Origin of the sequence: Micromonospora sp. NBRC 107095 (genome assembly GCF_030269705.1) — a bacterium.
GTDB classification, from domain to species: Bacteria; Actinomycetota; Actinomycetes; order Mycobacteriales; family Micromonosporaceae; genus Micromonospora; species Micromonospora parva.
The window spans coordinates 56,346-81,212 of the sequence record NZ_BSTU01000007.1 but is presented as its reverse complement, the minus strand read 5'-3'; the positions used below and the strand labels follow the sequence as shown (position 1 = coordinate 81,212).

Annotated in this window: 21 protein-coding genes; 8 read left to right on the top strand and 13 right to left on the bottom strand. The window is 71.4% G+C overall.

Features of this window, described 5'->3' with window-relative positions; all coding sequences use genetic code 11:
• Nucleotides 1-16 precede the first annotated feature (16 nt).
• The gene (locus tag QSK15_RS28930; protein ID WP_285797215.1) at nt 17-766 is read right to left on the bottom strand and encodes a sugar isomerase domain-containing protein; all 750 of its coding nucleotides are present in this window, start codon (nt 764-766) and stop codon (nt 17-19) included.
• Nucleotides 763-1,716 (bottom strand): MurR/RpiR family transcriptional regulator, encoded by a 954-nt coding sequence (locus QSK15_RS28925; RefSeq protein WP_285797214.1) that lies wholly within the window; start codon nt 1,714-1,716, stop codon nt 763-765. Before QSK15_RS28925 ends, QSK15_RS28930 begins: the two co-directional genes overlap by 4 nt.
• A gap of 206 nt (nt 1,717-1,922) precedes the next feature.
• Between QSK15_RS28925 and QSK15_RS28920 the strand changes: the two genes are divergently transcribed.
• Nucleotides 1,923-2,912 (top strand): N-acetylglucosamine kinase, encoded by a 990-nt coding sequence (locus QSK15_RS28920; RefSeq protein ID WP_285797213.1) that lies wholly within the window; start codon nt 1,923-1,925, stop codon nt 2,910-2,912.
• A gap of 259 nt (nt 2,913-3,171) precedes the next feature.
• Here QSK15_RS28920 and QSK15_RS28915 read toward each other — a convergent pair whose 3' ends face one another.
• The 3 genes from QSK15_RS28915 to ngcE all read right to left on the bottom strand — a co-directional run bounded on the left by QSK15_RS28915 (nt 3,172) and on the right by ngcE (nt 6,456).
• On the bottom strand, nt 3,172-4,071 hold the full coding sequence (locus QSK15_RS28915) for a carbohydrate ABC transporter permease (RefSeq protein ID WP_285797212.1): 900 nt from the start codon (nt 4,069-4,071) through the stop codon (nt 3,172-3,174).
• Nucleotides 4,068-4,976 carry a carbohydrate ABC transporter permease gene (locus QSK15_RS28910; RefSeq protein WP_030337772.1) on the bottom strand — a complete coding sequence of 303 codons (909 nt, stop codon included), beginning with the start codon at nt 4,974-4,976 and terminating at the stop codon, nt 4,068-4,070. Before QSK15_RS28910 ends, QSK15_RS28915 begins: the two co-directional genes overlap by 4 nt.
• Before the next feature lie 64 nt (nt 4,977-5,040).
• A complete protein-coding gene (ngcE, locus tag QSK15_RS28905) occupies nt 5,041-6,456 on the bottom strand; it encodes an N-acetylglucosamine/diacetylchitobiose ABC transporter substrate-binding protein (RefSeq protein WP_285797211.1) in 1,416 nt (471 codons plus the stop codon).
• 190 nt (nt 6,457-6,646) lie between these two features.
• Between ngcE and QSK15_RS28900 the strand changes: the two genes are divergently transcribed.
• A complete protein-coding gene (locus QSK15_RS28900; RefSeq protein WP_285797210.1) occupies nt 6,647-8,110 on the top strand; it encodes an acyltransferase family protein in 1,464 nt (487 codons plus the stop codon).
• On the opposite strand, the gene QSK15_RS28895 is transcribed toward QSK15_RS28900, so the two are convergent.
• Both QSK15_RS28895 and QSK15_RS28890 read right to left on the bottom strand, forming a co-directional pair.
• Nucleotides 8,082-9,569 carry a CoA-acylating methylmalonate-semialdehyde dehydrogenase gene (locus QSK15_RS28895; RefSeq protein WP_285797209.1) on the bottom strand — a complete coding sequence of 496 codons (1,488 nt, stop codon included), beginning with the start codon at nt 9,567-9,569 and terminating at the stop codon, nt 8,082-8,084. The genes QSK15_RS28900 and QSK15_RS28895 overlap by 29 nt on opposite strands.
• Entirely contained in the window at nt 9,566-10,864 is a 1,299-nt protein-coding gene (locus QSK15_RS28890) for an aspartate aminotransferase family protein (protein WP_285797208.1), read from the bottom strand. The genes QSK15_RS28895 and QSK15_RS28890 overlap by 4 nt, the downstream gene beginning before the upstream one ends.
• Nucleotides 10,865-11,103: 239 nt before the next feature.
• Between QSK15_RS28890 and QSK15_RS28885 the strand changes: the two genes are divergently transcribed.
• Nucleotides 11,104-12,000 (top strand): glutamate cyclase domain-containing protein, encoded by an 897-nt coding sequence (locus QSK15_RS28885; RefSeq protein WP_285797207.1) that lies wholly within the window; start codon nt 11,104-11,106, stop codon nt 11,998-12,000.
• Between the two features lie 115 nt (nt 12,001-12,115).
• Here the strand turns inward: QSK15_RS28885 and QSK15_RS28880 are convergent, their stop codons facing one another.
• Both QSK15_RS28880 and QSK15_RS28875 read right to left on the bottom strand, forming a co-directional pair.
• Entirely contained in the window at nt 12,116-13,111 is a 996-nt protein-coding gene (locus tag QSK15_RS28880) for a hypothetical protein (RefSeq protein WP_285797206.1), read from the bottom strand.
• Nucleotides 13,112-13,141: 30 nt separating this feature from the next.
• A complete protein-coding gene (locus QSK15_RS28875; protein WP_285797205.1) occupies nt 13,142-14,020 on the bottom strand; it encodes a phospholipase D-like domain-containing protein in 879 nt (292 codons plus the stop codon).
• 82 nt (nt 14,021-14,102) lie between these two features.
• Between QSK15_RS28875 and QSK15_RS28870 the strand changes: the two genes are divergently transcribed.
• Nucleotides 14,103-15,071: a hypothetical protein gene (locus QSK15_RS28870; RefSeq protein WP_285797204.1), complete on the top strand. Its 969-nt coding sequence runs from the start codon at nt 14,103-14,105 to the stop codon at nt 15,069-15,071.
• A gap of 62 nt (nt 15,072-15,133) precedes the next feature.
• Here QSK15_RS28870 and QSK15_RS28865 read toward each other — a convergent pair whose 3' ends face one another.
• Nucleotides 15,134-15,817: a Tat pathway signal sequence domain protein gene (locus tag QSK15_RS28865; protein WP_285797203.1), complete on the bottom strand. Its 684-nt coding sequence runs from the start codon at nt 15,815-15,817 to the stop codon at nt 15,134-15,136.
• Nucleotides 15,818-16,252: 435 nt separating this feature from the next.
• Here QSK15_RS28865 and QSK15_RS28860 point away from each other — a divergent pair, with 435 nt between their 5' ends.
• The 3 genes from QSK15_RS28860 (at nt 16,253) to QSK15_RS28850 (ending at nt 18,339) form a co-directional block, all read left to right on the top strand.
• Nucleotides 16,253-17,011 (top strand): TetR/AcrR family transcriptional regulator, encoded by a 759-nt coding sequence (locus QSK15_RS28860; protein WP_285797202.1) that lies wholly within the window; start codon nt 16,253-16,255, stop codon nt 17,009-17,011.
• A 184-nt stretch (nt 17,012-17,195) separates the two neighbouring features.
• Entirely contained in the window at nt 17,196-17,825 is a 630-nt protein-coding gene (locus QSK15_RS28855) for a DUF6230 family protein (RefSeq protein WP_285797201.1), read from the top strand.
• A gap of 1 nt (nt 17,826) precedes the next feature.
• Nucleotides 17,827-18,339 carry a DUF6114 domain-containing protein gene (locus tag QSK15_RS28850; RefSeq protein ID WP_285797200.1) on the top strand — a complete coding sequence of 171 codons (513 nt, stop codon included), beginning with the start codon at nt 17,827-17,829 and terminating at the stop codon, nt 18,337-18,339.
• 1 nt (nt 18,340) lies between these two features.
• On the opposite strand, the gene murD is transcribed toward QSK15_RS28850, so the two are convergent.
• The gene (gene murD, locus QSK15_RS28845) at nt 18,341-19,687 is read right to left on the bottom strand and encodes a UDP-N-acetylmuramoyl-L-alanine--D-glutamate ligase (protein ID WP_285797199.1); all 1,347 of its coding nucleotides are present in this window, start codon (nt 19,685-19,687) and stop codon (nt 18,341-18,343) included.
• Nucleotides 19,688-19,769: 82 nt separating this feature from the next.
• Here murD and QSK15_RS28840 point away from each other — a divergent pair, with 82 nt between their 5' ends.
• Nucleotides 19,770-21,119, top strand: coding sequence for a MurL-like N-terminal domain-containing (locus tag QSK15_RS28840; protein ID WP_285797198.1), 1,350 nt, complete (start codon nt 19,770-19,772; stop codon nt 21,117-21,119).
• 450 nt (nt 21,120-21,569) lie between these two features.
• On the opposite strand, the gene QSK15_RS28835 is transcribed toward QSK15_RS28840, so the two are convergent.
• Complete coding sequence (locus QSK15_RS28835) at nt 21,570-23,288, bottom strand: PucR family transcriptional regulator (protein WP_455565555.1); 1,719 nt, start codon at nt 23,286-23,288, stop codon at nt 21,570-21,572.
• A gap of 106 nt (nt 23,289-23,394) precedes the next feature.
• Nucleotides 23,395-24,846, bottom strand: coding sequence for an argininosuccinate synthase (gene argG / locus QSK15_RS28830; RefSeq protein WP_030337757.1), 1,452 nt, complete (start codon nt 24,844-24,846; stop codon nt 23,395-23,397).
• Nucleotides 24,847-24,867 lie beyond the last annotated feature (21 nt).

Below are 24,867 nucleotides of genomic sequence, written 5' to 3'. Positions count from 1 at the left end.
CCTTGTGGAATTCGGGTCAGGCGGTACGCCGGAGACGCCCGGCGTACCGCGACTCGAGGGCGAGGTTGTGCTCGTCCCCTCCGGGGACGTTGGCGGAGAGGTAGATAGGGGGTACCTCTCCGGCCTGGTGGAACCGTCGTACGACCTCCGCGGTCAGCAGCTGCGCCAGCAGCGCCGTGGTGACCGAGGAGACCGCACAGACCGCGCCGCCGCCCTCGAGCGGCAGCAGTGCATCGCCGTACGGCGCGCCGTTGTCCAGCACGACGTCGGCGAGGTCGGCGAGCCGATGCCCGGACGGGTGCCGTGGCGCCACCCGTGCGGTGTGCTCGACCGAGGTGACCGCGATCAACGGGTGACCGCGCTCGGTGACCAGCGCCGCCAGCTCGACCACCGAGCCGTTGATGCCGGACTGGGACGCCACCACGAACACGTCGCGCGGCTGGGGCGCCGCGAGCGCGTAGATCTGGTGGGCGATGGAGGGATCACGTTCCAGTTTGGGGTCGGCGAGCACGTCGCGCGGGGCGTCGCCGTGCATCACCAGGTCCCGTACCGAGAGCCGGTTGGTGGGAACCAACCCGCCGGCCCGGGCGACCAGTTCGGCGGCGAACGCCTCCGAGTGCCCGGCGCCGAACGCCTGGAGCACGCCGCCGCCGCGCAGGCTGGCGGCGATCAGGTCGGCGGCCCGGGTGATCCCGTCGGCCTCCGAGTCGAGCAGCCGGTCGAGCACCGGGCGGACGGCGTCCGCGTACCCCTGGGCGCTGATCATGAATGGGCTCCCTTCGCCGCCTTGTGGCCGTCGACGGCCTGTGCGGTCCGCCGGAAGGCCGCGTGCGCGCGGTCGTGCGTGCGTTGGGCGACGGCGATGTAGAGCAGGTCGAGCACCACCAGCTGGGGGTGCCGGGCGGAGAGCGCGTCCGGCCGGAAGGTGGTCGCCTGGCTGGCCGTGAGCAGCACGATGTCGGCCAGTTCGGCCAGTGGCGAGCGGGGGAAGCCGGTGAGCGCGAGCGTGGTGGCGCCCCGGCTGCCCGCCTCGGCGAGCATCTCGATGGTCTCCCGGGTCTGCCCGGTGTGCGAGATGCCGAGCGCCACATCCCCCGGTCGCAGCAGGGCGGCGCTGGCCAGCCCCTCGTGCACGTCGTTCCACGCCCACGCCGCCACCCCGATGCGGTGCAGGCTGAACTGCATCTCCTCGCCGACCAGGGCGCTGCCGCTGGCGCCGAAGATGTTGACCCGGCTGGCACCGGCGATCGCCACCGCGGCCCGCTCCACCTCGCCGAGGTCGAGCAGGGTGGCGGTGTCGTGCATGGCTCGGGTGTCGGCGGCCATGATCTGGTCGAGCACCCGGGCGAGCGGGTCGCTCGGCTGGATCTCCCGTCCGATGTCGACAGTCCAACCGGCCGAGCGCGCCCGCCCGGTTTCGGAGGCGATGCCCAGTCGCAGGTCGGCGTACCCCTCGAAGCCCATCGCCCGGCAGAACCGGGTGATGGTCGCCGGTGAGGTGCCGCTGCGCTCGGCCAGCTCGACGATTGTCGATCGGGCGGCGGCCTCCGGGTCGCTGAGCACGTGCTCGGCGACCCGGTGCAGGGCGCCGGTCAACTCGCCGAGCCCGTTGCGCACCCGTGCCAGCACCCCGTCGGAGGGTGAGGTTCTGCGGTCGATCACGTCGGCGTCGACCACCGCGGTCCCAGCGGCGGTGTCCACCTCGTGATCAACCATGAGTCGCCTCAACTTTCGGAAAAGACTGTTAACCGTTAGTGGTAAAAGTTCTTACTAGACGCCCCTCTATGTCAAGACTGTGGGCGAAGTTTTCAAACTGTTACCCGGCGCACAGCCCCGCACGGCCCCCACCACTTGCCCCGCACCACGCCGCCGACCAGCATGAACAAGCCAGACCGCCGTTCCATGCAAGGAGACCCGTGCCGATGTCCGACACCGTCGTGGTGGGTCTCGACGTCGGCGGTACGTCCACCCGGGCGACCGTCCTCACCCTCACCGGCCACCGCGTCGGCACCGGCCGCGCCGGCGGCGGCAACCCCACCAGTCACGGCGCCGAACGCGCCGCCGCCGAACTGCTGACCGCACTGCGCGAGGCGCTCGCCGACGTCGACCCGGCGCGGGCCGCCGCAGGCACCATCGGTCTCGCCGGGGCGGGCCGGCTGCTCGCCGACCCGACCGGAAGGGCCGCCTTCGACCAGGCCTGGCGCGACGCCGGTCTGCGCTGCCCGTACGAGGTGCACGGCGACGCCCTGGTCGCCTACGCCTCCGGCACCGCCGCCCCGGACGGCACCATCCTCATCGCCGGCACCGGGGCGATCACCGCGCAGGTCCACGATCTGCGGCTCGACCGGATCGCCGACGGCCACGGCTGGCTCCTCGGCGACGCCGGCTCGGGCTTCTGGCTCGGCCGGGAAGCGGTGCGCCGGCTGCTCGCCGACCTCGACGCGGGGCGTGCTCCTGGCGCGCTGGCCACGGCCGTCCTCACCGCACTGCTGGGCAGCGCCGACGTCGCCGCCCGCCCCCGGGACACCGTCGACGCCACCATCCAGACGGTGACCCGTCGACCCCCCGTCGAACTCGCCCGGCTCGCACCGCTGGTCGTCGACGCCGCCACCCACGGCGACCCGGTCGCCGGCGCGCTGATCACCGAAGCCGCCGCGCACCTGACCGAGAGCGTGAGTCGCATCCGCACCGCCGGGGCGGTGACACCCATCGTGCTCGGCGGTGGCCTGCTCACCGCGGACACCCCGCTCGCCACCGCCGTCCGGGCCGAGATCGCCGGACGCTGGCCGGACGCGCCGGTGCGTACCGCCGGAGACGGGGCCGCCGCCGCGGCCTGGCTCGCCGCCCGCGGCCTACCCGAGGTCACCGACCCCGCAGCCCTGCACGCCCGCCTCTTCCCCACCCCGGCATGACCCACCCGCGCCGAGGCATGACCAAGATCCGCGCACTTTCGGGGAAACTGCTGCCTCACGGCGCGGCGAGGGAGCAGTTTCACCGAAGTTGCGCGGATCTTGGTCACGCCGGGGTGGGTCCGGCGAGGCCGGGGATCGCGGCGGGTCGACTCGGACGGCCGAGGGGGCGAGGGGGCGAGGGCGAGGGGCGAGCGGGCGAGGGACGAGGCGTGTCCGGTTACTGAACGTGGTGATCGGAATCGGTCGGCGGATGGGCGTTCTACTTGAGTTGACCGGCGGTGAGGCCGGCCTGCACCTGACGCTGGAACGCCACGTACACGGCGAGCACCGGGAGCACCGCGATGCTCAGCCCGGCGAAGAGCCGGGCGTAGTCACCGGCGTAGCCCTGACTGACCGAGAGCGCGAACAGCCCCTGCGCCAGCATCCACTTGGACTCGTCGCCCTGCAACAACACCTGCGGCAGCAGGAACTGGTTCCAGTGGCTGAGGAAGTTGAAAATCGCGACGCTGATCAGTCCCGGACGGGCCATCGGCAGCATCACCCGGAAGAAGAGCCGGAAGTGGCCACAGCCGTCGACCAGCGCGGCTTCCGCCACCGACGTGGGCAGGGTGCGGAAGAACGCGGTCAGGAAGAACACCGTGAACGGCAGCGAGTACGCCGCGTAGACGAGGATCAACCCGAGCCAGGTGTTGAAGAGGCCGGCGTTGCGGACCACGAAGAAGAGCGGCACCAGGGCGAGGAACACCGGGAACATGAGGCCGCCGACGAACAGGTAGTAGACGACCTGACGGCCCCGGAACTCGTAGCGGGCGAAGACGTACGCGGCGGTGGCCCCCATCAGCATGGTGAGGCTGACCGAACCGGCGACCACCACCATGCTGTTCAGGAAGTACCGGCCGATGTGCGCGCCAGTCCAGGCCCGCGCCCAGTTGTCCAGGTGCAACGCGCCGGGAAGGCTCCACGGGTCGGCGAGGATCTCACCGTTGGTCTTGAACGAGCTGATGAACATCCACAGCAGTGGCAGGACGGTGAGCAGGCCCCAGATCAGCAGGAAGCCGTGCGAGAGGGTGTTGGCCACGCCGAGTTCCCGGCGCACCGGGCGGTCCCGGCGGACGACCGGGGTCGGGGCGGTAGCGGTGGGCTGATCCAGAGTGGTCACGAGTATTCGATCCGTTCGCGCCGGCCGATGCGCAGCGACAGCACCGCCACCGAGAGGGTCAGGAAGAACATCACCACGCCGATCGCCGAGGCGTAGCCGAACTTGGTCTCGCTGCCGAAGGCGGTGTCGTACATCCGTACGCCGATCACGTCGGTGGAGAAGTTCGGGCCGCCGTTGGTCATCAGCTGTACCAGGATGAACCCGTCCAGGGCGAAGATGGCCAGGTAGACCCAGGCGACCTGAACGGTGTCCCAGAGCAGTGGCAGGGTGACCCGGCGCAGCGTGGTGAACCGGGACGCGCCGTCGAGCAGCACCGCCTCGTAGATCTCCTTCGGCACTGCCGACATCGCCGCGCCGAACAACACGACGTAGAAGCCGACGTTGCTCCACACCATCACCGCCAGGACGCACCAGAAGGCGGTTGCCGGGTCGCCGAGCCAGGTCGGCGAGGGCAGGCCGAGGCCGTGCAGAGCGCTGGTCAGCAGCCCCTTGTTGGGGTGATACACCTCCTTCCAGAGCAGCGCGATGATCACCACGGAGAGCACCTGCGGGAAGAAGTAGACGGTGCGGTAGAGCGCGCCACCGCGTACGCCGGTCACGCCCGCGCTGCCCTTGCGCCCGCCCATGGCGAGCATGGTGGCGAAGAAGAGCCCCAGCACGATGGTCAGCACCGGCACGAGAGCCAACAGGATCACGTTGTTCTTCAGCGCGTTCCACACGTAGTCGTCGTGCCAGAGGGCCTTGAAGTTGGCCAGGCCGACCGGGTTCGCGTCGGCGGAGTAGCCGAGCCAGTCGGTGGTGGAGATCTGGAACGCCTGCAGGTACGGCGAGACGACGAAGAAGACGTACAGCAGCACCGGCGGCACCAGGAACGTGACGATCAGCGGCCACTTGCCATGTTTCACGAGTTGGACCTCTCCGAGGGGGTACGGCCGGTGGGGAAGAGTGTCTCCCCCACCGGCCGGGCGGTCAGGCCGCTCGCTTGTACTTCTTGATCGAGCTGTCCTGGGCGATCGAGTCGGCGCCCTTCTGGCACTGCTCGAGGAACTCCGCGGGGCCGATGCGGCCGCTGAAGAACTCGCCGCACGCGGCGTCGACGAGGTTGCGCTCCAACTTGCGGTAGAAGTTGTTGTAGACCCAGTTGAAGCCGTTGGCGCCGGACGCGTCGAGGGCCTTGACCACGGTGCTCAGCCCGTACGGCAGCTCGACGCCCTCGGTGGCCCCGGCGACCACGGTGAGGCTGGCGACCTTCTTCGTGAAGTCCTGGGCGCCCTTCTTGGAGAGCATGGTCCGGAAGTACTCCAGGCCGCCGGCGACGTTGCGGGCCTTGGCGGGCACCATGAACGGTTCCCCGGCGGTGCCCCGCATCGCCTCGAACGGCAGTTTGTCGCCGCTGCCCAGGCTCGGCGTCGGCGCGATGGTCATGTTGAACCCGGCCGGGGTGACGTCCTTCTGCTCGCTCTCCAGCCAGGAGCCGCAGGAGATGAAGGCGGCCTTGCCCTGGCACCAGGCGGTCTGCGACTGCTTGTGGTCCAGGCCGGACGATCCGTCCAGGATGTACTTGTCCTTCACGATCTGGTGCCAGGCGTCGGCGGCGGTCCGCATCGAGTCGGACTTCCAGGCGTTGGGCTCCAGGTTGTCGATGGCGGTCGCCACCGACGGGCCGCCGAGCTTGATGGCGGTGGAGATCAGCGGCCAGCTCATGTAGCGCGGGTGCAGGCCGGCGTACGTCCAGGGGGCGATGCCGGCGGCCTTGATCTGCTTGCAGAGCGCGATGTGGTCGTCCCAGGTCTTCGCGTACGACCAACCGCGGTCGGCGAAGAGCTTGGCGGAGTGCCAGATGCCGTAGGCGGTGTAGGTGTAGTTGAGCACCAGGAACTTGCCGTCGTAGGAGCCGACCTCGACGGCGCCGGGCAGCAGGGTGTCCTTGACCGTCTTGCCGGGGATGTCGAGGCTCGGGGCGGCCAGTAGCTCGTCCAGGCCGGCGAGGGCGTTCTGGCTGACCAGACCGTTGAAGTCGATCTGGCCGGAGCCGGAGTTGTTGACCACGTCGGGCGGGGTGCCGTCGACGAAGCGTGGCTGAAGAGTCTTGCTGATCTCCTGGGTGGCGGAGTGCTTGATCTTCGCCTTCGGGTACTTCTCGGTGTACATGGCCTCGTGGGCCTTGGCGTACTCCTCACCGAACCCGCCGCCGAAGATCACCACCTCGAGTGGGGCGTCCTCCTTCACGCCGAGCGGGTTCTGGGCGCTCTTGGTGCCCTGGTAGGTCTCGGCATCGTCCTTGTCACCGCCACCGCTGGTGGCGCAGCCGGACAGCAAGCCGGCGGCGGGGGTGGCCAGGAGGCCGGCGGCGGCGCTGCGCCGCAGGATGTCACGCCTGTTCATGGGTTCTCCTCGGGTCGGGTCGGGCGGTCGCCGGTGTGGGGGGAGGCGTCCGCCGCGCGAGGCGCGGTGATTCTCTTCAGTTCATGCTCTGTTGCTGAAGAATTTCTACGACAGCCGGGCCCGGACTTCAAGTCCTGACGGTCGAACCGTTATCACCACCAGCCGTCGCCGGGTCGCCTAACCTGAGGCGATGCGCCGTCTGCGCCAGCTGGCCGAGCACACCCCGGCTGGGCGGGAACGGTACGTCGACCTGCTCCGCGCGCTCGCCATCACCATGGTCGTTTTCGGACACTGGACCGTCACGGTGATCGGGCGCGACGCCGCCGGGCAGGCCACCGGTCACTCCGCACTCGGTGACCTGCGCTGGGCGTACCCGCTGACCTGGCTGGCCCAGGTCATGCCGGTCTTCTTCCTGGTCGGGGGGTACGCCAACGCGGCCTCACTGACCCGGCTGCGGGCCCGTGGCGGCGACGCACCCGGCTGGCTGATCGACCGCAGCGCCCGCCTGGTCCGCCCCACCAGCACGCTGCTGCTGGTGCTCACCGCCGCGGCGGCGGTCGCCTGGCTGCTGGGTGCCGAGCCGACCCGGATCCGGGAGGTGTTCTGGTTCGCCACCATTCCGCTCTGGTTCCTGGTCGCCTACCTGGCGGCGGTCGTGCTCACCCCAGCGATGTACGCGCTGCACCGCCGTCTCGGCCTGGCCGTGCCGCTGGCGCTCCTCGTCCTGGTCGGCCTCGGCGACCTCGGCCGGCTGAACGGGCCGGAAGTGCTGAGCTACGGCAACTACCTGTTCGGTTGGCTCGCCGTCCACCAGCTCGGCTTCGCCTGGCACGACACCCGCACCGTGCCACCGCCCGCCGGTCGGGCCGTGCCGCCGCAGCCGGCGACCGGCCCTTCCGGCGAGACCGCGCCACCACCCGCCGAGACCGACGCCGCCGGGCCGTCGCCGCCCGACCGTCCCGGGGTACGCCGACGACGGCTGCCCACCTCCCGCCGGGCCGGCCTGGTGTTCCTGGCGGCCGGGACGGGTGCGGCGCTGCTGCTCACCGTGCTCGGCCCGTGGCCGGTGGTCATGCTCAAGGTGCCCGACGAACGGTTCGACAACAGCGCGCCGCCCAGCCTCGCGTTGCTGGCCGTCGCCGCCGGCCAGCTCGGGGTGATCCTGCTGCTGCGCGGCCCGGCGGAGCGGCTGCTGCGGCGCACCGGGCCGTGGCAGCTGGTGATCGGGCTCAACCTGGTGGTGCTGACCGTCTTCCTCTGGCACCTCACTGCCGCGATCCTGCTGATCGGGACGCTCGACGCGGTCGGCACACTGCCCACCCCGGCGGTCGGCACGGCCGCCTGGTGGGCCTGGCGGGTGCCCTGGCTGCTGCTGCTCAGCGCCGTCCTGGTGGCGCTTGTCGCCATCTTCGGTCCGGTGGAGGCGCGCAGCGGCCGGCACCGCACCGGGCGTCGGACCGGTCGGGGCAGCCCCGCCCGGGCGGCGTCGGCGGTGGCCGGCTACGCCGCCGTGGTGGCCGCGCTGCTGGTCAACAGCGCCACACCGCAGCAGGCGCCGGAGCCGCTCGGCGCGCCCGTCCCGGCGCTGGTGGCGTACCTGGCCGGGGCGGGCGTGCTGCGACTGCTCAGGTCTGGGTGGGGAACCCGAGGTTGACCCCGCCGTGCCGGGGATCCAACCAGCGACTGGTGACGACCTTGCCCCGGGTGAAGAACCGCACCCCGTCCTCACCGTGGGCGTGCAGGTCACCGAAGAGCGACGACTTCCAGCCACCGAACGAGTGGTACGCCATCGGCACCGGGATCGGCACGTTGATCCCGACCATGCCCACCTCCACCTCGTGCTGGTAGCGCCGGGCCGCCCCGCCGTCGTTGGTGAAGATCGCCGTGCCGTTGCCGTACGGGCTGGCGTTGACCAGCTCCACCGCCTCGTCGTACGAGCCGACCCGGACCACGCTCAGCACCGGCCCGAACACGTCGTCGGTGTAGATCGACATATCCGGGGTCACCCGGTCGAACAGCGTCGGGCCGAGCCAGAAGCCGTCAGGATCGCCGTCCGGCGTCACGTCCCGCCCGTCCACCACCGGCACCGCGCCGGCGGCCACACCCTCGTCCACGTAGGAGCGCACCTTCGCCGCGTGCGCGGCGGTCACCAACGGGCCCATGTCGCAGCCCCGTCGGCCGTCGCCGGTACGCAGACCGGCCATCCGCTCGGCGATCCGCTCGACCAGCGCGTCCGCCACCGGCTCCACCGCCACCAGCACCGAGATGGCCATGCACCGCTCCCCCGCCGAACCGAACCCGGCGTTGACCGCCGCGTCGGCGGCCAGGTCCAGGTCGGCGTCCGGGAGCACCACCATGTGGTTCTTCGCCCCACCGAGCGCCTGCACCCGCTTACCGGCGGCCGTCCCGCGCTGGTAGACGTACCGGGCGATCGGGGTGGAGCCGACGAACGACACCGACCGCACCTCCGGGTGCTCCAGCAGCGCGTCGACGGCCTCCTTGTCGCCGTTGACCACGTTCAGCACCCCGTCGGGCAGGCCCGCCTCGGCGAACCACTCCGCCAGCAGCAGCGCCGCGCTCGGGTCCTTCTCGCTCGGCTTGAGCACCACCGCGTTGCCGCAGGCCACCGCCACCGGCACGAACCACAGCGGCACCATCACCGGGAAGTTGAACGGCGAGATCACCGCCACCACCCCGAGCGGCTGCCGGATCGTGTACGAGTCGACCTCGGTCGACACGTTCTCGCTGAACGCGCCGCGCAGCGCCGACGGCAGGCCACACGCGTACTCGATGACCTCCAGGCCGCGCTGCACCTCGCCCGCGGCGTCGGCGAGCACCTTGCCGTGCTCGGCGGTGATCACCTCGGCGAGCCGGTCCCGGCGGGCGTGCACCAACTCCCGGAAGGCGAACAGCACCGCCGAGCGCTTCGCCAACGACGCGTCCCGCCAGGTTCGCGCCGCGCGGGCGGCGGCCTGCACCGCGACGTCGACGTCCGCGGTGCAGGCCAGCTCGACCTCGGCGGTACGCCGACCGGTCGCCGGATCGAACACGTCGCCGCGTCGCGCCGACGTGCCGCCGACCCGCTTGCCGTCGACGAAGTGACCGATGCTCATGCCGCCACCCCCGCGCACGAGCGGATCGCGTCGACGAGGATCGCCAAGCCCTCCCGGGCCTCCGCCTCGGTCAGCGTCAACGGTGGACCCATCCGCAGCACGTTGCCGTGCAGGCCGCCCTTGCCGGCCAGCAGACCACCCTCCCGAGCGGCCTCGAAGACCCGGTTGGTCAACGCCGGGTCCGGTTCGCTGGTGCCCGGCCGGACGAACTCGACGCCGAGCATCAGCCCCTTTCCGCGTACCTCGGCGACGCAGTCGAGCCCACCCACCGCGGACCGCAGGCCACCGGCGAGGATCGCGCCGACGCGGGCCGCGTTCGCCTGGAGGTCGTGCTCCAGGAGGTAGTCGAGCACCGCGTTACCGGCCGCCGTGGAGATCGGGTTGCCGCCGAAGGTGGAGAAGCTGATGGCCGCCACCGACTCCAGCACCTCGGCCCGGCCGACCACCCCGGCGAGGGCGAACCCGTTACCGATGCCCTTGGCGAAGGTGAGCAGGTCCGGGGTGACGCCATGCGCCTGGTACCCCCAGAAGTGCTCCCCGGTACGCCCCCAGCCGGTCTGCACCTCGTCGGCGATGAACAGGATGCCGTGCTCGTCGAGGACCTTCTTCCAGCCGGCGAAGAGCCCGTCCGGCGGGTGCACGAACCCGCCCACGCCCTGGATCGGCTCGGCGATCAGCGCGGCCACGTCACCGGCGGTCTGGGTGGCCAGCACCTCGCGCAGGTCCTCCACCGCCGCGTCGACCTGCTCGTCGGGGCTGAGCCGGGCCAGCAGCCCGCGCACCCGGTCACCCGAGTGCAGCCAGGCCACCTGAAGCGGGTTGAGGCCACTGGCCGACCAGTTGCGGTTGCCGGTGACCCCCATCGCCGCGTACGACCGACCGTGGTAGCTGTTGCGTACGGCCAGGACCTGGTGCGATCGGCGGTGGTTGGTGGCGACCAGCAGCGCCGCCTCGTTCGCCTCCGTGCCGGAGTTGGTGAAGAACACCCGGGCGTCCGGGATGCCGGAGCGCTGGGCGATCTTCTCGGCCAGCTCGACCTGCTGGCGGATCAGGTAGAGCGTCGAGGTATGCACGATGCCGGTGGCCAACTGCCGCTCGACGGCCTCCCGGATCTCCGGGATGTCGTACCCGATCATGTTGGTCAGCACCCCGCCGAAGAAATCCAGGTAGCTGCGACCCTGCGCGTCGGTGACCCGGCGGCCCGAGCCGGACACCAGCTCGATCGGCTCGGCGTAGTACAACGGCATCCAGGACGGGAGCACGGCCCGGTGCCGGGCCAGCAGGTCGTCGGTCATCGTGGCAACCCTTCAGCGGCGTTCGTGGATACCGCACGCTCCCACCGCCGACCGACGCGAACAACTGTCAGCGTGTAGCCCATAACTGCCCCGACCTGACAGCACGTCAACGGTTTTCGGGGTGAAGATTCGAGTTCGCCATCGATTTGGGCAGTCTTCTTGCGCTCGCTCCACTCGATCCGCAGCGTGGTGGCACACCGCTACCCTGGGTCGGTCCACTGTGACCGGGGAGGCACGCGGTGCGCATCGAAGAGACGATCGCCGAACTGGAGCGCGTCGCGTCGCGCGAGGTGGGCCGGGGCAGCGAGGCGCTGGCCGCGCCGGCGGCCGGTGGACTGCTCACCGCCGCTCGGTCGCTCGCCATCGCCGGGCCGCCCGACGCCGCCGTCTTCACCGGGTTCTTCATCCCCGGCGCCGACCCACCCGCAGCGGAAACCGACGGCCCGCTCGGCGCGGTCCAGATCGCCGTCGCGCTGCGCCTTCTCGGCGGCCGATGCCGGCTCGTCACCGACGAGCCCTGCGCCCCCGTGCTGGAGGCGGCCGTCGCCGCCACCGCGCCCAACCTGCCGGTGGACGTCGCGCCACTGCGCGGGTACGAGGACTGGGCCGCCGCCCGAATCCCCGAGTACAGCCAGCTGACGCACCTCATCGCCTGCGAACGGGTCGGGCCCGGGGTGGACGGTCGGCCGCGCAACATGCGCGGCGAGGACATCGGCGCACACACGGCACCCCTTGACCAGCTCTACACCTCCGGGTCTGCCTTCCGGATCGGCATCGGCGACGGCGGCAACGAACTGGGCATGGGCCGCCTGCCGGCGGACCTGGTCGAGCGGGTGGTCGCCGCGGGCGAGCGGATCCGGTGCGTGGTGGGCGCGGACGCCCTACTCGTCGGTGGCACCTCGAACTGGGCTGCCGCCGCCCTGGTCGGCGCGCTGTCACTGCTCCGCCCCGAGGTGCCCGAGCTCCGTAGGCTGCTGGAGCCGGCCTGGTCGTACGACCTGCTGAGCGCGGTAGTGGGCGCGGGCGCGGTGGACGGCGTACGCCGCCGCCCCACGCTCAGTGTCGATGGCCTCGACTGGCCCACGTACGCCGAACCCCTCACCCGCATCGCCGAACTGGTCGGGATCAGCCGCTAGGACGTGTTTCGGGCCGCTCGTCGCCGATGACGTGCAGGCCAAGACAGGTCGGTCGAGCGCGCCGGAGTCCGGGCGTCGCCCCACCAGCACCTCCGAAACCGCCCGGCAGGTGTCCTCATCGGACGGAAGGAGGTTCGGTCGCCGGCCGGAGTGGCCTCGGCGGGCGTACCTGCGCGGCCCTCCGCGCCACCGCCGGGCCGCCGCCCGTCGGCGTGGCGGGATCGCGACGGCGCGCCGACTCACCGGGGGTCGCCTCGTCGGCGGGCGGCGTGGCCGGTCGTCGGTCCGGCATGGGCTGGTGAGACGGCGACGCGATGGTCTGGCCCGCCGTCGAAGGGTCCGGTGCTGCCGGTCGTGGGCGCAACGGCAGGTGCAGGGCCACAGCAACCACCGCGAAGGCGGCCCAACCGGCACCCAGCGCCACGGCCGACGAGACGTCTTGGAGGTAGTGGTACGCGGTGAGGAAACCGACAAGCGCGAGACTGTTGCGGGCGAAGTGGCGACTGAATTCGCGCAACTGGTGGCGGGCCTCGACGGCGACCAATACCCCCGAGTACGGGAATGTCACCACCATGCCACGCAGCACGGCACCGAGCAGTGCGGTGAGGATCGCCCCGACGAAGATCACGACCAACTTGAGCAACGCCGGCAGTCCGTCCGGACGTCCTCCGTCCGAGGTCTCGGCGACGGCGGCACGCTCATCGGCGGGGGCCGCCGGGGCATCAGCGGCGGCGACGCTCGGGCGAGCGCGGCGGTGCAGCAGCAGCATGGCCCCCGACCAGAGCACGAGCGTGCCGACGAGCGCCGCCTCGAACGGGACGACGACGGCCAACAGGCCGGCGCTGAGCGCCACGTAGACGGCGATCCCGGCAGCGTCGGCGAGCAGGATCGGCCAGCGCAGCCGGTGGTAGGTGACCGCCACCGTGACGAAGAAGAGGTTGAGCCCGAGCACGCCGAGCAGTTGCGCGCCATCCACCCGGTAATCGGTGCTGAGCAGGGCGAGCGTCATCGGCAGCGGCAGACTGTAGACCAGCGCTCGGAGCCGGACGGAGCGGATCACGCTGACCGCCCAGACCACGGCCGTCACCAGCAGGACCGCACTCCACGTCATGGCTCACCCGTCTCCGCCCCGGTGGGGCCGTCAGTCCTGGAAGGTCGCGGCATTCGAGCAGAGGTCGAACACGCGGGTGAGCCGGTTGACGTCCGTCCGGTTGACCGAGAACTGGTTCTCGCCGATCTCGCCGTGTGCGGTCATGTGGGCCTCCCAGCAGCTCGACCCGTCCCAGAGTGCCAGATTGACGTGGAGCTGGGGACTGACCACACCGTAGGGCAGCAACCCCACCCGTGCCCCCGCCGCACGCTGCTTCTCCACCAGGGCGGACAGCTCGTCGCTCATTCTGGCGTAGATGAACACCCGGGTGATCTGGACGCCCCGCTGCAGGGCTTCGAGGTTGGCCTCCCAGTAGCGCCGGCCGATCTCGCTTCGCCACCAGCTCAGCTCCCCGCTCGCCCGGGGCATCACGTTGGTCAGGGCGTCCAACCGTTGTACGCAGGTGCGGGTCGCGCCGATCAGGTCCTCGTCCTCGTCGCCGCGCCGGATGATGCGGCCCTCCGCGAGTTGCTCGGCCTCCAACCGGAACTGCTCGTACCGCCGCTGCGCCTCCGCCGCAACCCGGGTGCCCGCGTGCTGCTCGGCCGCGTCCCGCATCGCCCCGGCGAGCTCCGTGGTGGTGCGGACGAGCCAGGGCGGGCCGTCCAGCAGCGTACGCAGGTGGAACCGACGCTCCGCGCGGGCCAACGAATCCACCAGGAGCGAGATGGTGATGCCCATCAGGCCGGCCAGCAGCGACTCCACCCCCGAGGCGGCGTTGCTGAGGTCGAGCGTGATGCTCAGGGTGATCGACAGGGTGATGCCGACCAACGCCACCGGGTCGGTGTGTGCCACCAGACGGACGAAGCCCCCACTGGAGCTGCCCTGCCCGCGTATCCGCTCACGGGCCATGTCACGGACCATCGACATCCCCCAATCGGCCGCTCCCGCCAGCGTAGACAGCTGCCACAACCGCCGGGTCCCGCCGCGACGGGCCGGTAGCATCCGGCAGGTGCAGAGCGCGGACGCGGCGTCGTCGACCGGTTCGGACGACGAGCGGATCACGGCGGAGATCCGGGCCTGGGTCTGCGCGCACCCGCTCCGCAGCCTGGTCGCCCACTTCGGCGGCATCTGGCCCGACGGCGACCTCACCGAGGCGCTCCGCTTCCTGGACGACTTCTCCGCCCGGCACTGGGACTTCCGGGGCGGCCGGGAGCGGCCCGACGCCCGGGAACCCGACCTCGCCCCGGCAACCGCGGAGTTGGTCCTCGACACCGCTGCCGCGCTCGGCCTGATCCACCCGGTGCCGCCCGCCCGGTCGGCGTACGCCCACCTGGTGGTGCTCGGCGGCCTGGCGCACGCCTGCGTACGCCGGGTCGGGTACGCCGCGCACCTGCTCCGCGCCGGCCTGCCGGTGAGCGGCGAGGTCGCTGTCCTCGGCAGCTTCCGGCCGCTGTCGGACTGGGAACGCCGCACGCTCGCCGACGCGGGCCTGCCGGCCGACGAGACCGAGGTGGACGTGCTGGACACGGCCGTTCGCCGGGTGTTCGGGGTGGCCGCCCCGGCGGAGCAGGAGGGCGTGGACGCCGGCCACCCGCACCACTCCTGGTCGTCGCGGACCTACCGGCCGGACGGGCTGCCCCCGGTCCGGGTGTTGGCAGCGCCGTCCAGCGAACCGGACCAGCGGCGGGCGCACACCGCCGACACCCAACGGTTCTGGGCCGGCCACGTCCGGCTCGCCCCGGGCGACGAGGTGCTGATGGTCACCGCGCCGATCTACGTGCCGTTCCAGCACTGCGACGCGCTGCGCACCCTCGCCGTGCCGTACGGCTGCGCCATCGACACGGTCGGGGTGGACCCGACCCTTCCCGACCTGGCGGTGCTGCCCGAGCAGACCCTCACCCCTGGGCGTTACCTCCAGGAGATCCGGTCGGCGATCCGCTCGATGCGCGCCCTGCACGCGGCGTTGGCTTCCGGCTGACCCGGGCATGGTCGAGGGCCGGCGCACGGCGGATCGCCGCGCACCGGCCCGGTGGAGCGTGGTCAGTTCACGTAGACGGCGGCGTTGCCCTTGGTGCTGTCGCGCACCGGCGAGTACGTCGCCGAGAAGTACGCGGTGCCGAAGCAGAGGGACGGGCCGGAGAACTTGGTGAACGGCTGATTGGTGAAGGTGATCGAGTTGGTGGCGTTGGCCGCCACGCCGGTGAGGCTGTTGGTGCTGGTCCGGTAGACGCAGGTGATCGTGCCGAGCAGCGAGTTCAGCACGACGGTGCTCTGCACCGGCGCCGCCGTGGTGCCGGAGATCTTGACCACGCCGGCGCTGGTGACGGAGGTGGCGAACGGCAGGTTGTTGAGGGCGATGCTCTGCACGCCGGTGGTGCCGAACACATTGGTGGTGCAGGTACCGAAGCTCTGGGCGGTGAGGCTCTCGGTGGCGGTGCCCGGGGCGGTCGGGTTGGTGAGCACCTTGGCACTGAAGCTGGACGCGGCGCACTTGATGCCGGTGGTGCCCGAGGTGGAGTTGTAGAAGGTGGCGTTGGTGCCGGTCTTGAGGCTGGCCTGGATGACGTCGTTGACGGCGACGGCGGTGCCGCCGGGCGTGGGGTAGGTCAGGACGTTGCCGGCGAGCGCGGCTGACGGGTCGGCGGAGGCTGGCGGGGCGGCGACGAGACCGGTCAGCAGCGCGAGGGCCGCGAGGCCCCCGCCGATTTTTCCGTACCTGAGCATGGTGCTTCCTTCCGGTGGCGGGACGGGAACGAGCGGACCGCGCAGGCGGTCACCGCCGGGCGAGGACGCCCGGGCGGGGATCAGATGCGTCCACAATGGACAGCTCGGGTGGAGAGTGCCGGACGGCCGTCGGGACCGGGCGGCGGTGGTGGCGGAGCCCGGGCGGCGGTCACTGCCGGCCGGCGGTGGCGGGGATGCCGCGAATCAGCGGGCGGGTCGGCGTGGTGCACTGCGGCGTAGCCGCGTCACCTGCGCCTTTCCGGCATTGGGAGAGCGTTCGTGTTCGGCGATAATGACAGCCATCGAGCCCTCCTTCGACAAGTCGGGGTGACCGTCCGGGGAGATCACCAAAGGTAACGGGCAGCGAACTGAGCGTGAGGAAAGTTATAAACCCCGGAGGGTCGCAAAGTCAACGAATCAAAGGCGGTCAATGAGTTGACCACGCAGAGCCACCCCCAGCCGGCGCCATTGCCGGGCGCACGTCCGGGCCGCGACCCGGACCGCGCGATCAAGCGCGGCCCGCGACGGGTCTCCGCCGAGGCCGTGGCCGCCACCCAGCGCGACCGCCTCTTCGACGGGCTCGTGCACGAGGTGGCGACGAAGGGCTACGACAACGCCCGGGTCAGCGACATCTGCCACGCCGCCGGCGTGACCCGGCCGGCCTTCTACGCTCTGTTCACCGGCAAGGAGGACGCCTTTCTCGCCGCGTACCGGCACGGGATCGCCGTGGTGTCACAACTGATGGAGAGCGCCTACCGCGAGGCCGGCCCGACCTGGCCGGATGCGGCACGCGCCGCGCTGCGCACCCTGCTGGAGGTGCTGGCGAGCGTGCCGGCGTTCGCCCGGATGGCGCTCGTCGAGGTGGACGCGGCCGGCCCCGACGCCCGCCGCGAGCGCGACGCGCTGCTCACCAGCTTCCGTCGGTTCTTCGTCGACGCCGGACCGGGGCCGGCGCTCGCCGGCGTGGGCCGCGACGAGCTGGTGTCCACGGTGGTCGGGGGCATCTACGCCACCGTCCGCGGCCGAGTGGCGAGGGGTCGGGTGGCCGAGTTGCCGCAACTGCTGCCGGTGCTCACCTACGCGGCCGTGGCGCCGTTCCTGGGCACCGAGGGCGCGATTCAGGCGACCCGGCCGATTCGGCCGGACGACGGCCCGAGCACGACCGCGCCATGCGCACCGACCCACCACTCCTGATCACACGGTCGGAAACCGCAGCGGTTTTTCACCTTGGCCGCATTTAACAAATACCGCCCAAATGGCCTTCACGCGCCGTTGACCTCACCTTTACTCGGCGGTAACTTCGGCTCTGCGCCCACGGAACGCGGGCAAGGGATGCAATTCCCATTGTCGTCGGTGAATTGATCTTAAGGGAGCCGCCATGTCGGAGGAAACCACACACGTCGCACCCGGCCAGCCGCGCAGTGGCGTGCGTTGGCGCCGGTTCGCTGCCACGTTCGGCATCGTCGTGGCGGGCGCCGCCGGCATGATCATGCTCACCGCCCAGGGCGTGCTGGGCGCGCAGTTCGCCATCTCGGGCATGCCGTTCACGGTCACCGCCGACAGGCTCACCGGCACCGGTTTCGAGCAGTTCGCCACCCTCGACCAGATGATTCCCGACAGCCCCAACGAGGGCGACACCGGCGGGCAGGTCCTGGTGATGGTCTCGGCGATCGACAAGGCGGAGCTGGTCAACCTCTGCCAGAGCATCAACCTTGGCGGCATCAACCTGAAGATCACCGCTGGCAACGGCGACAAGCCGGTCACCGCCCGGACCCTGGTGGTCGACGGCGACGAGATCGCCGGCAACGCCGCCTTCAAGAACATCGACATCGGCCAGGACGCCAGCACCCTGGACAAGGTGCCCGGCGTGAAGGGCAACCCGGGCGTCTTCTCCCAGCAGGCGGACTCGATCGTCATCGAGAACCTGCGGCAGAACAACTACGCCACCACCGCAGCCGTCTTCAACCTGCCCAACCTGCGCATGGCGTTCACCTCCGACGGGTGCTGACGTGAGCACCGAACAACACCAAACGGCGCCGGCCGTCGGCGAATCCCGCGGGCGGTGGCGCCGCTGGCGGCGGGCCCGCCCGTTCACCGCCGCAGTGCTGATCGCCCTCGGGGGCGCCGAGATGCTGGCGACCCTGCGGGCGCCACTCGGGGTGCTGCTGCACATCGGACCGCAGGGGCTCGCCGCGTACCTGGTCCCCACCATCCTCGTGATCTGCGGCGTCCTGCTGATCACCACCCCGCAGCAGCGGGTCTTCTACGCCGTGGTCTCGCTGGTGCTCGGGCTGGTCTCCTGGTTGACCTCGAACCTGGGCGGCTTCGTGGTCGGGATGCTGCTGGCCCTGATCGGCGGCGCACTCGCTTTCGCCTGGACTCCGGACAAGGACCGCCCTCCCACCGGCGCCGCGACGAAACCCGCGTCGCACGAGGACGAGCACGCGCCCGAGGACGGCGCCGACACAGTGCTGCTGCCCGGGATGGAGTCACCGGACCCCAGCCCGGTCGAGCGGGGCTGAATCAGCGGGCGGTGTCGGCGACGGCCTGGGCGAACACCTCGGAGCGGTGCTCGTAGTTGCGGAACCGTCCGTAACTGGGCGCGGCCGGGGACAGCAGCACCACCCCGCCGGCCGGGGTCACCTCGCGGGACAACCGGACCGCCTCCACCAGGTCGTCGACCAGTTCGGTACGCACCTTCGGCAGGCCGGCGAGCACCTCGACGATGCGGGCGCCACTGTCCGGGATCCCGATCACGGTCAGCTCCCGCTCGGCCAGGTGCTCGGCCAGCGGCGTGTAGTCCAAACCCCGGTCGTTGCCCCCGACGATCACCGTCAACGGCCGCCCGTCGTACGCGTCGATGGCGTGCATGGCCGCGTACGGGCTGGTGGCCAGGGTGTCGTCGACGAACGTCAACCCGGACGGGTCGGTGATCTCGGTGAGCCGGTGGGCCAGCCCTTGGAACTCGGCGACGGCGACGGCGAGGTGGTCCTTGCCGGCCAGCACGTCCACGCCGAGCGCGTCCAGCACGGCGAGCGCGACGCAGAGGTTGCCCTCGTTGTGTCGGCCGACCAGCGGCAGCACGGCGCGCGGGAAGAGCGGCTGGTCGCCGACGTGGAACCACTGCGTGCCGTCGGCGCCGGTGGCGACGTGGAAGGTGTCGGGGCGGCCGGCCCGGATCGCCGACAGCTCACCCAACTCCGCGGCCAGCCGGGGGTCGGCACCGTTGACCACGATCGTCTGCGGGTCGTGGGCCAGCAGGTTCAGCTTGTCCCGGTAGTACTCCCGCTCCCCACCGTGCGCGTCCAGGTGCTCGGGGAAGAGCGCGGTGACCACCGCCACCCGGGGCGAGTCGGTGAGGTCGCTGCACTGGTAGCTGGACAGTTCCAGCACGTACAGCTCCGCCTCCGGCAGGTCCAGGGTCGGCACCCCGATGTTGCCGCCGAAGACGTTGGGCCGGCCCATCGCGGTGAGCAGGTGACTGATCAGGCTGGAGGTGGTGCTCTTGCCCTTGCTGCCGGTGACCCCGACGGTGCGCGCGGCGTGGTCGGCCATCCACAGCGCGGTGCCCTGGGTCACCATGATCCCGCGTCGGCGCAGTTCGACCAGCCACGGGTGGGTCTGGGGAACGCCCGGGGAACGGACCACCACGTCGGCGGCGGCCAGCCGTTCGAAGCCCGCCTCGCCGGTGACCAGCGGCGCCGCCTCGGCCAGCGGGCCGTCCCAGGGCAGCGACAGGAAGTTCGCGCTGTCGTCGACGGCGACCAGCTCGGCCGGACCGTGCGCGGCGATGGCGGTCACAGCGGCCCGGCCCTCCCGGCCGGTGCCCCAGACGGCGACGGAACGACCGCGCAGGTCAGAAAGGCGCACGAGGATCTCCTCGGGGGTCACGGCGGCGGCTGGCGGGGCCCGGTCCGGACACGGCCGGACGAACCAGGGCCTAGTATGGCGTGTGCCCAACGAGCAGCTCCGGCGGATGGACGCCTTCACCTTCCCGTCCTACTCGATCGACTTCGCCACCGGCGAGGTGTTGTTCGACTACGCCCTGACCGGCCCGGCCGGTGAGCAGCGGTTTACCGAGGTGATCACGCTTCCGCTGCCGGCGGAGCCGCCGTCCGACGAAACGGTGGCGACCCTGAACCGGGTGCTGGAGGTGCTGCACCTCGTCGCCGGGGTCAGTTACTACAAGGCCGCCGCGCCGCCCCGACTCGTGCTGCCCGCGCCGCTGGGCGCGGCCACCGTCGACTACGTCACGGCCATCTACACCAAGGGCCTCGCCGAGTACGCGTACCGCAACCAGCTGCCGCACGTGCTCCAGCTGCGCCCGGAGGTGCCGGCCGGTACCCCGGAGTCGCCCCGGGTGTACGACGACTCGGACCGTCGCCCGCTCTCGGCGGTCGGCGGCGGCAAGGACTCGATCGTCAGCCTGGAGGCGCTGCGCCGCGCCGAGCTGGACCCGGTGCCGTTCTCGGTCAACCCGAACCACGTCATCGTCGCCGTCAACGAGGCGTCCGGGCTGGTCCCGCTGGCCGCCCGGCGGCGCATCGACCCGGTGCTGTTCGACCTGAACGCGGCGGGCGCGCTGAACGGGCACATCCCGGTCACGGCCATCAACTCGCTGATCGCGGTGGCCACCGCCGTGCTGCACGGGCTGGGCCCGGTGGTGATGTCCAACGAGCGTTCGGCGTCCGACCCGAACCTGGTCTGGAACGGCCATGAGATCAACCACCAGTGGTCCAAGGGCGTCGAGGCGGAGGGGCTGCTGCGGGCGTCGCTGGCCGAGCACGCGGGCCTGACCGAACCGTACTTCTCGCTGCTGCGGTCGCTGTCCGAGCTGCACATCGCCCGGCTGTTCGCCGAGTTCACCCGGTACGACGACGTGGTGACCAGCTGCAACCAGGCGTTCAAGCTACGCGACGCGAGTGAGCGCTGGTGCCGTGACTGCCCGAAGTGCCGGTTCGTCTTCCTGGCCATGGCGCCGTTCATGCCACGGGAACGGGTCACCCACATCTTCGGCGGTGACCTGCTGGCCGACGAGTCGCAGATCCCCGGCTACCGCGAGCTGCTGGGCGTGGACGGGCACAAGCCGTTCGAGTGCGTGGGCGAGGTCGAGGAGTCGGTGGTGGCCCTCGGCCTGCTCGCCGAGCAGGACCAGTGGCGCGACGCCCCGGTGATCCAGGCCCTGGTGGACGCCGTCCCGGCGACGGCCTGGTCCGCGGTGGCCACGTCCGACGTCTTCACCCCCGGCGGCCCCAACCACATACCCCCAAATTACGCAAAAGCCCTGAATCAACTCATGTGACGCGCTACACCTTCAGGCCCGCGCTCTGCCCCCGCGCCCGTGTTGCGCTTCCCGTGGTTCGCATCATCGCGGCGGCTGGCCGGTGGAGTGTGTGTGGCGCTGCCCCTTTGGAGCTGATGTCGTAAACGAATCGAGCGAGGCAGGCCGAGCCGTGGCCGGGACACGCCAGGCCCAACACGTCGGGGCAGCCCATGACCGGGCCGGACCGAAGGCCGGACCATGACCGGGCCGGACCCCAGGCCGGACCATGACCGGGCGCACCCAAGGCCGGACCCACAGCCGGACCGGACCCACAGCCGGACCGGACCCAAGACCGGGCCGGACCCAAGACCGGGCCGAGTAGGCCAGGGGATGATTCGTTTACGACATCAGCTCCAAAGCGTGCCCGACCCAGACGTTCACCCCGACGCCGAGCCGTCCGCCGCCGAATCGGCAACACAAGGAGCCACGTCAGGGCGCTCGGACCGCTTCCAGGGCCAGGAGGGCTACGTGGAGGGACAGGGCGGCCTCTACCGAGTCGAGGTCCACGTCGAGGATCCGGGCGATGCGGGCCAGGCGTTCGTAGAAGGCCGGTCGGGACAGGTGGGCGGCGGCGGCCGCGGCGGACTTGTTACGCCCCTGCTCCAGGTACGCGCGCAGCGTGTCGAGCAGCTGCTCCCGAGGGTGCCGGGCGTCGTACTCCAACAGGGCGCCGAGTTCGCGCTCCACGAAGGTCTGCAACCGGGGCTCGTCGCGTAGCAGGTGCAACAGCCCCGCCAGACCGACGTGGGGTAGCCGGAAGATCGGCAGGTCGCGCCGATCGCGTCGGGCCGCCTCGGCGATCTGCCGCGCCTCGACGAGCGACCTTCGGGCCTCCCGCAGGCTCCCCACACCCGATCCGGCGGCGACGATCACGGCAGCCGGGCCGGCACCCCGGGCCGGGTCGACACCGGCGGTGGACGCGCGGCCGGTGCCGGCCTCGAGGCGTACCCGATGAAGGGCGCTGGCGAACGCGGACAGCGCGCGGTCCTCGGCGGCCGGGTCCGGTAGGGCCAGCAGCGCGCCCACCGAATGGTCGTCGACGGCGCTGGTCAGTGCGGTGAGTTTCGCCTCCCGCACCGCCTGCCCGACCGCCTCGGCGAGATCCCGCAGCCGGGCCTGGGCGGCCTCGGGGCCGACCTCCCCGGCGGCGTCGTCGGCGCGGTGCCGGACCATCACGCCGACCAGGTGGCGCCGGTCGAGCACCACACCGAGCGCCTTGGCGCGCAGCCCCACCTCGTCCACCGGGCGGGAGTGGTCGAGCAGCGCGGTGAGCAGGGTGCGGTGGATCTGCCGTTCCAGGCCTTCGGCGTCGCGGCGGATCAGCCGGCCCAACGCGAGGGTGGACGCGGCCCGCTCGATCAGGATGGTGAGCCGGGTGGGTGGGCCGGCGGTCGGTTCGCCGGCCTGAGCGCTGGGCACGTCCCCGCTGGCCGGCCAGCGCAGCAGCAACCGACCCCAGTCCTGTCCCCGGGCGCCGACGGTGGTCACCAGCCAGCCGCTGTCCAGGTCGTACGCCGTCCGCCCGGCGGGACGGATCCGCCGGGAGTGCTGCTCCCAGCCGTCGAGCAGCAGTTCGGCGCTCTCGCCCGCCGGGTCGTACCCGAGCACCTGCCGGGACAGGTTCTCCAGCACGACCGGGCAACCGGACAGCTCGGCGGCCTGCCTGATCACCTCGGCCGTGTCGGCGCCCTCGACGGAGAGGTCGTTGAACCGTTGGTGGATCTCCTCAGTGGCGCGCAGCTCGGTGAGCTGCGCGTCGACGATCAGCGCGTGCACCGCCTCGGTGATCCGGACGAACGGGGTGGCCCGGCGCAGCTCCACCAGGGGCAGCCCTCGCCGGTCGGCGGCGGCGGCCATCACCCGGGGCACCCCGCTGACGTAGCGGCGGCCCAGCTCGACGACGAGCCCGGACACGCCGACGTCGGCGAGGTCGCCGATGAACGCGCGCAACCCGGCGTCGTCCGCGGGCAGGCCGATGCCGGTGGTGAGCACCAGTTCGCCGCCGCCGAGCAGGGTGGCGATGTCCGGCACCTCGGCCACGTGCACCCAGCGGACGGGTCGGTCCAGCCCGTCGTCCCCGGCGACCACGCGCGGCGCGCCGTGGCGGACCGGGTCCAGGGCGAGGACCTCACGGACGGTAGGGAACACGGCCGACACGCTACCGTCCGTGACGCCGGATCTCGAACAGCGGCCGACGACGCGAGCCGGGGCGGCGGCTTGGGCTGCCCCGGCCTGGCGGCGTGGCAGGACGGGCTCAGTCGACGCCGAACTCCATCGCGGCGCGGTCGAGCGCCTCGTCCTCCGGCGAGGCGACGCCCCGGGAGGCGATGGCTTCCGCGCCGCCCTGGGGCATGGCGCCGATCAGGCCGGTCGAGGCGGCCTGCGCGGCCCCGATCATGCGCTGCGGGTTGCCGCCGCCGACCAGACCGAGGGAGGCGTACTGCTCCAGCTTCGACCGGGAGTCGGCGATGTCCAGGTTGCGCATGGTGAGCTGGCCGATCCGGTCCGACGGGCCGAACGCCGAGTCCTCGGTACGCTCCATCGACAGCTTGTCCGGGTGGTAGCTGAACGACGGGCCGGTGGTGTCCAGGATCGAGTAGTCCTCGCCCCGGCGCAGCCGCAGCGTCACCTCGCCGGTGACCGCCGTGCCGACCCACCGTTGCAGCGACTCGCGCAGCATCAGGGCCTGCGGGTCCAGCCAGCGACCCTCGTACATCAGCCGACCGAGGCGGCGGCCCTCGTTGTGGTAGTTCGCCAGGGTGTCCTCGTTGTGGATGGCGTTGACCAGCCGCTCGTACGCGTAGTGCAGCAGCGCCATGCCGGGCGCCTCGTAGATGCCCCGGCTCTTGGCCTCGATGATCCGGTTCTCGATCTGGTCCGACATGCCCAGGCCGTGCCGACCCCCGATGGCGTTCGCCTCCAGCACCAGGTCGACGGCGCTGCCGAACTCCTTGCCGTTGATCGTTACCGGGCGGCCCTGGTCGAAGCCGACGGTGACGTCCTCGGTCGGGATCTCCACCGACGGGTCCCAGAACCGGACGCCCATGATCGGGTTGACGGTCTCGATGCCGGTGTCGAGGTGCTCCAGGGTCTTCGCCTCGTGCGTGGCGCCCCAGATGTTGGCGTCGGTCGAGTACGCCTTCTCGGTGCTGTCCCGGTAGGGCAGGCCGCGCTCCAGCAGCCACTCCGACATCTCCTTACGCCCACCCAACTCGGTGACGAAGGCGGTGTCGAGCCACGGCTTGTAGATGCGCAGCATCGGGTTGGCCAGCAGGCCGTAGCGGTAGAACCGCTCGATGTCGTTGCCCTTGAAGGTCGAGCCGTCGCCCCAGATCTGGACGTCGTCGGCGACCATCGCCCGCACCAGCAGGGTGCCGGTCACGGCCCGGCCCAGCGGGGTGGTGTTGAAGTACGCCCGCCCGCCGGTGCGGATGTGGAAGGCGCCGCAGGTCAGCGCGGCCAGGCCCTCCTCGACCAGGGCGGCGCGGCAGTCGACCAGGCGGCCGAGTTCGGCGCCGTAGCTGAGCGCGCGACCGGGCACCGACGCGATGTCGGGCTCGTCGTACTGGCCGATGTCGGCGGTGTAGGCGCAGGGAATCGCGCCCTTGTCGCGCATCCACGCGACCGCGACGGAGGTGTCGAGGCCGCCGGAGAAGGCGATGCCGACACGTTCGCCCGTGGGCAGGGAGGTGAGAACCTTGGACACGGGGAAAATTATGCAATAGAA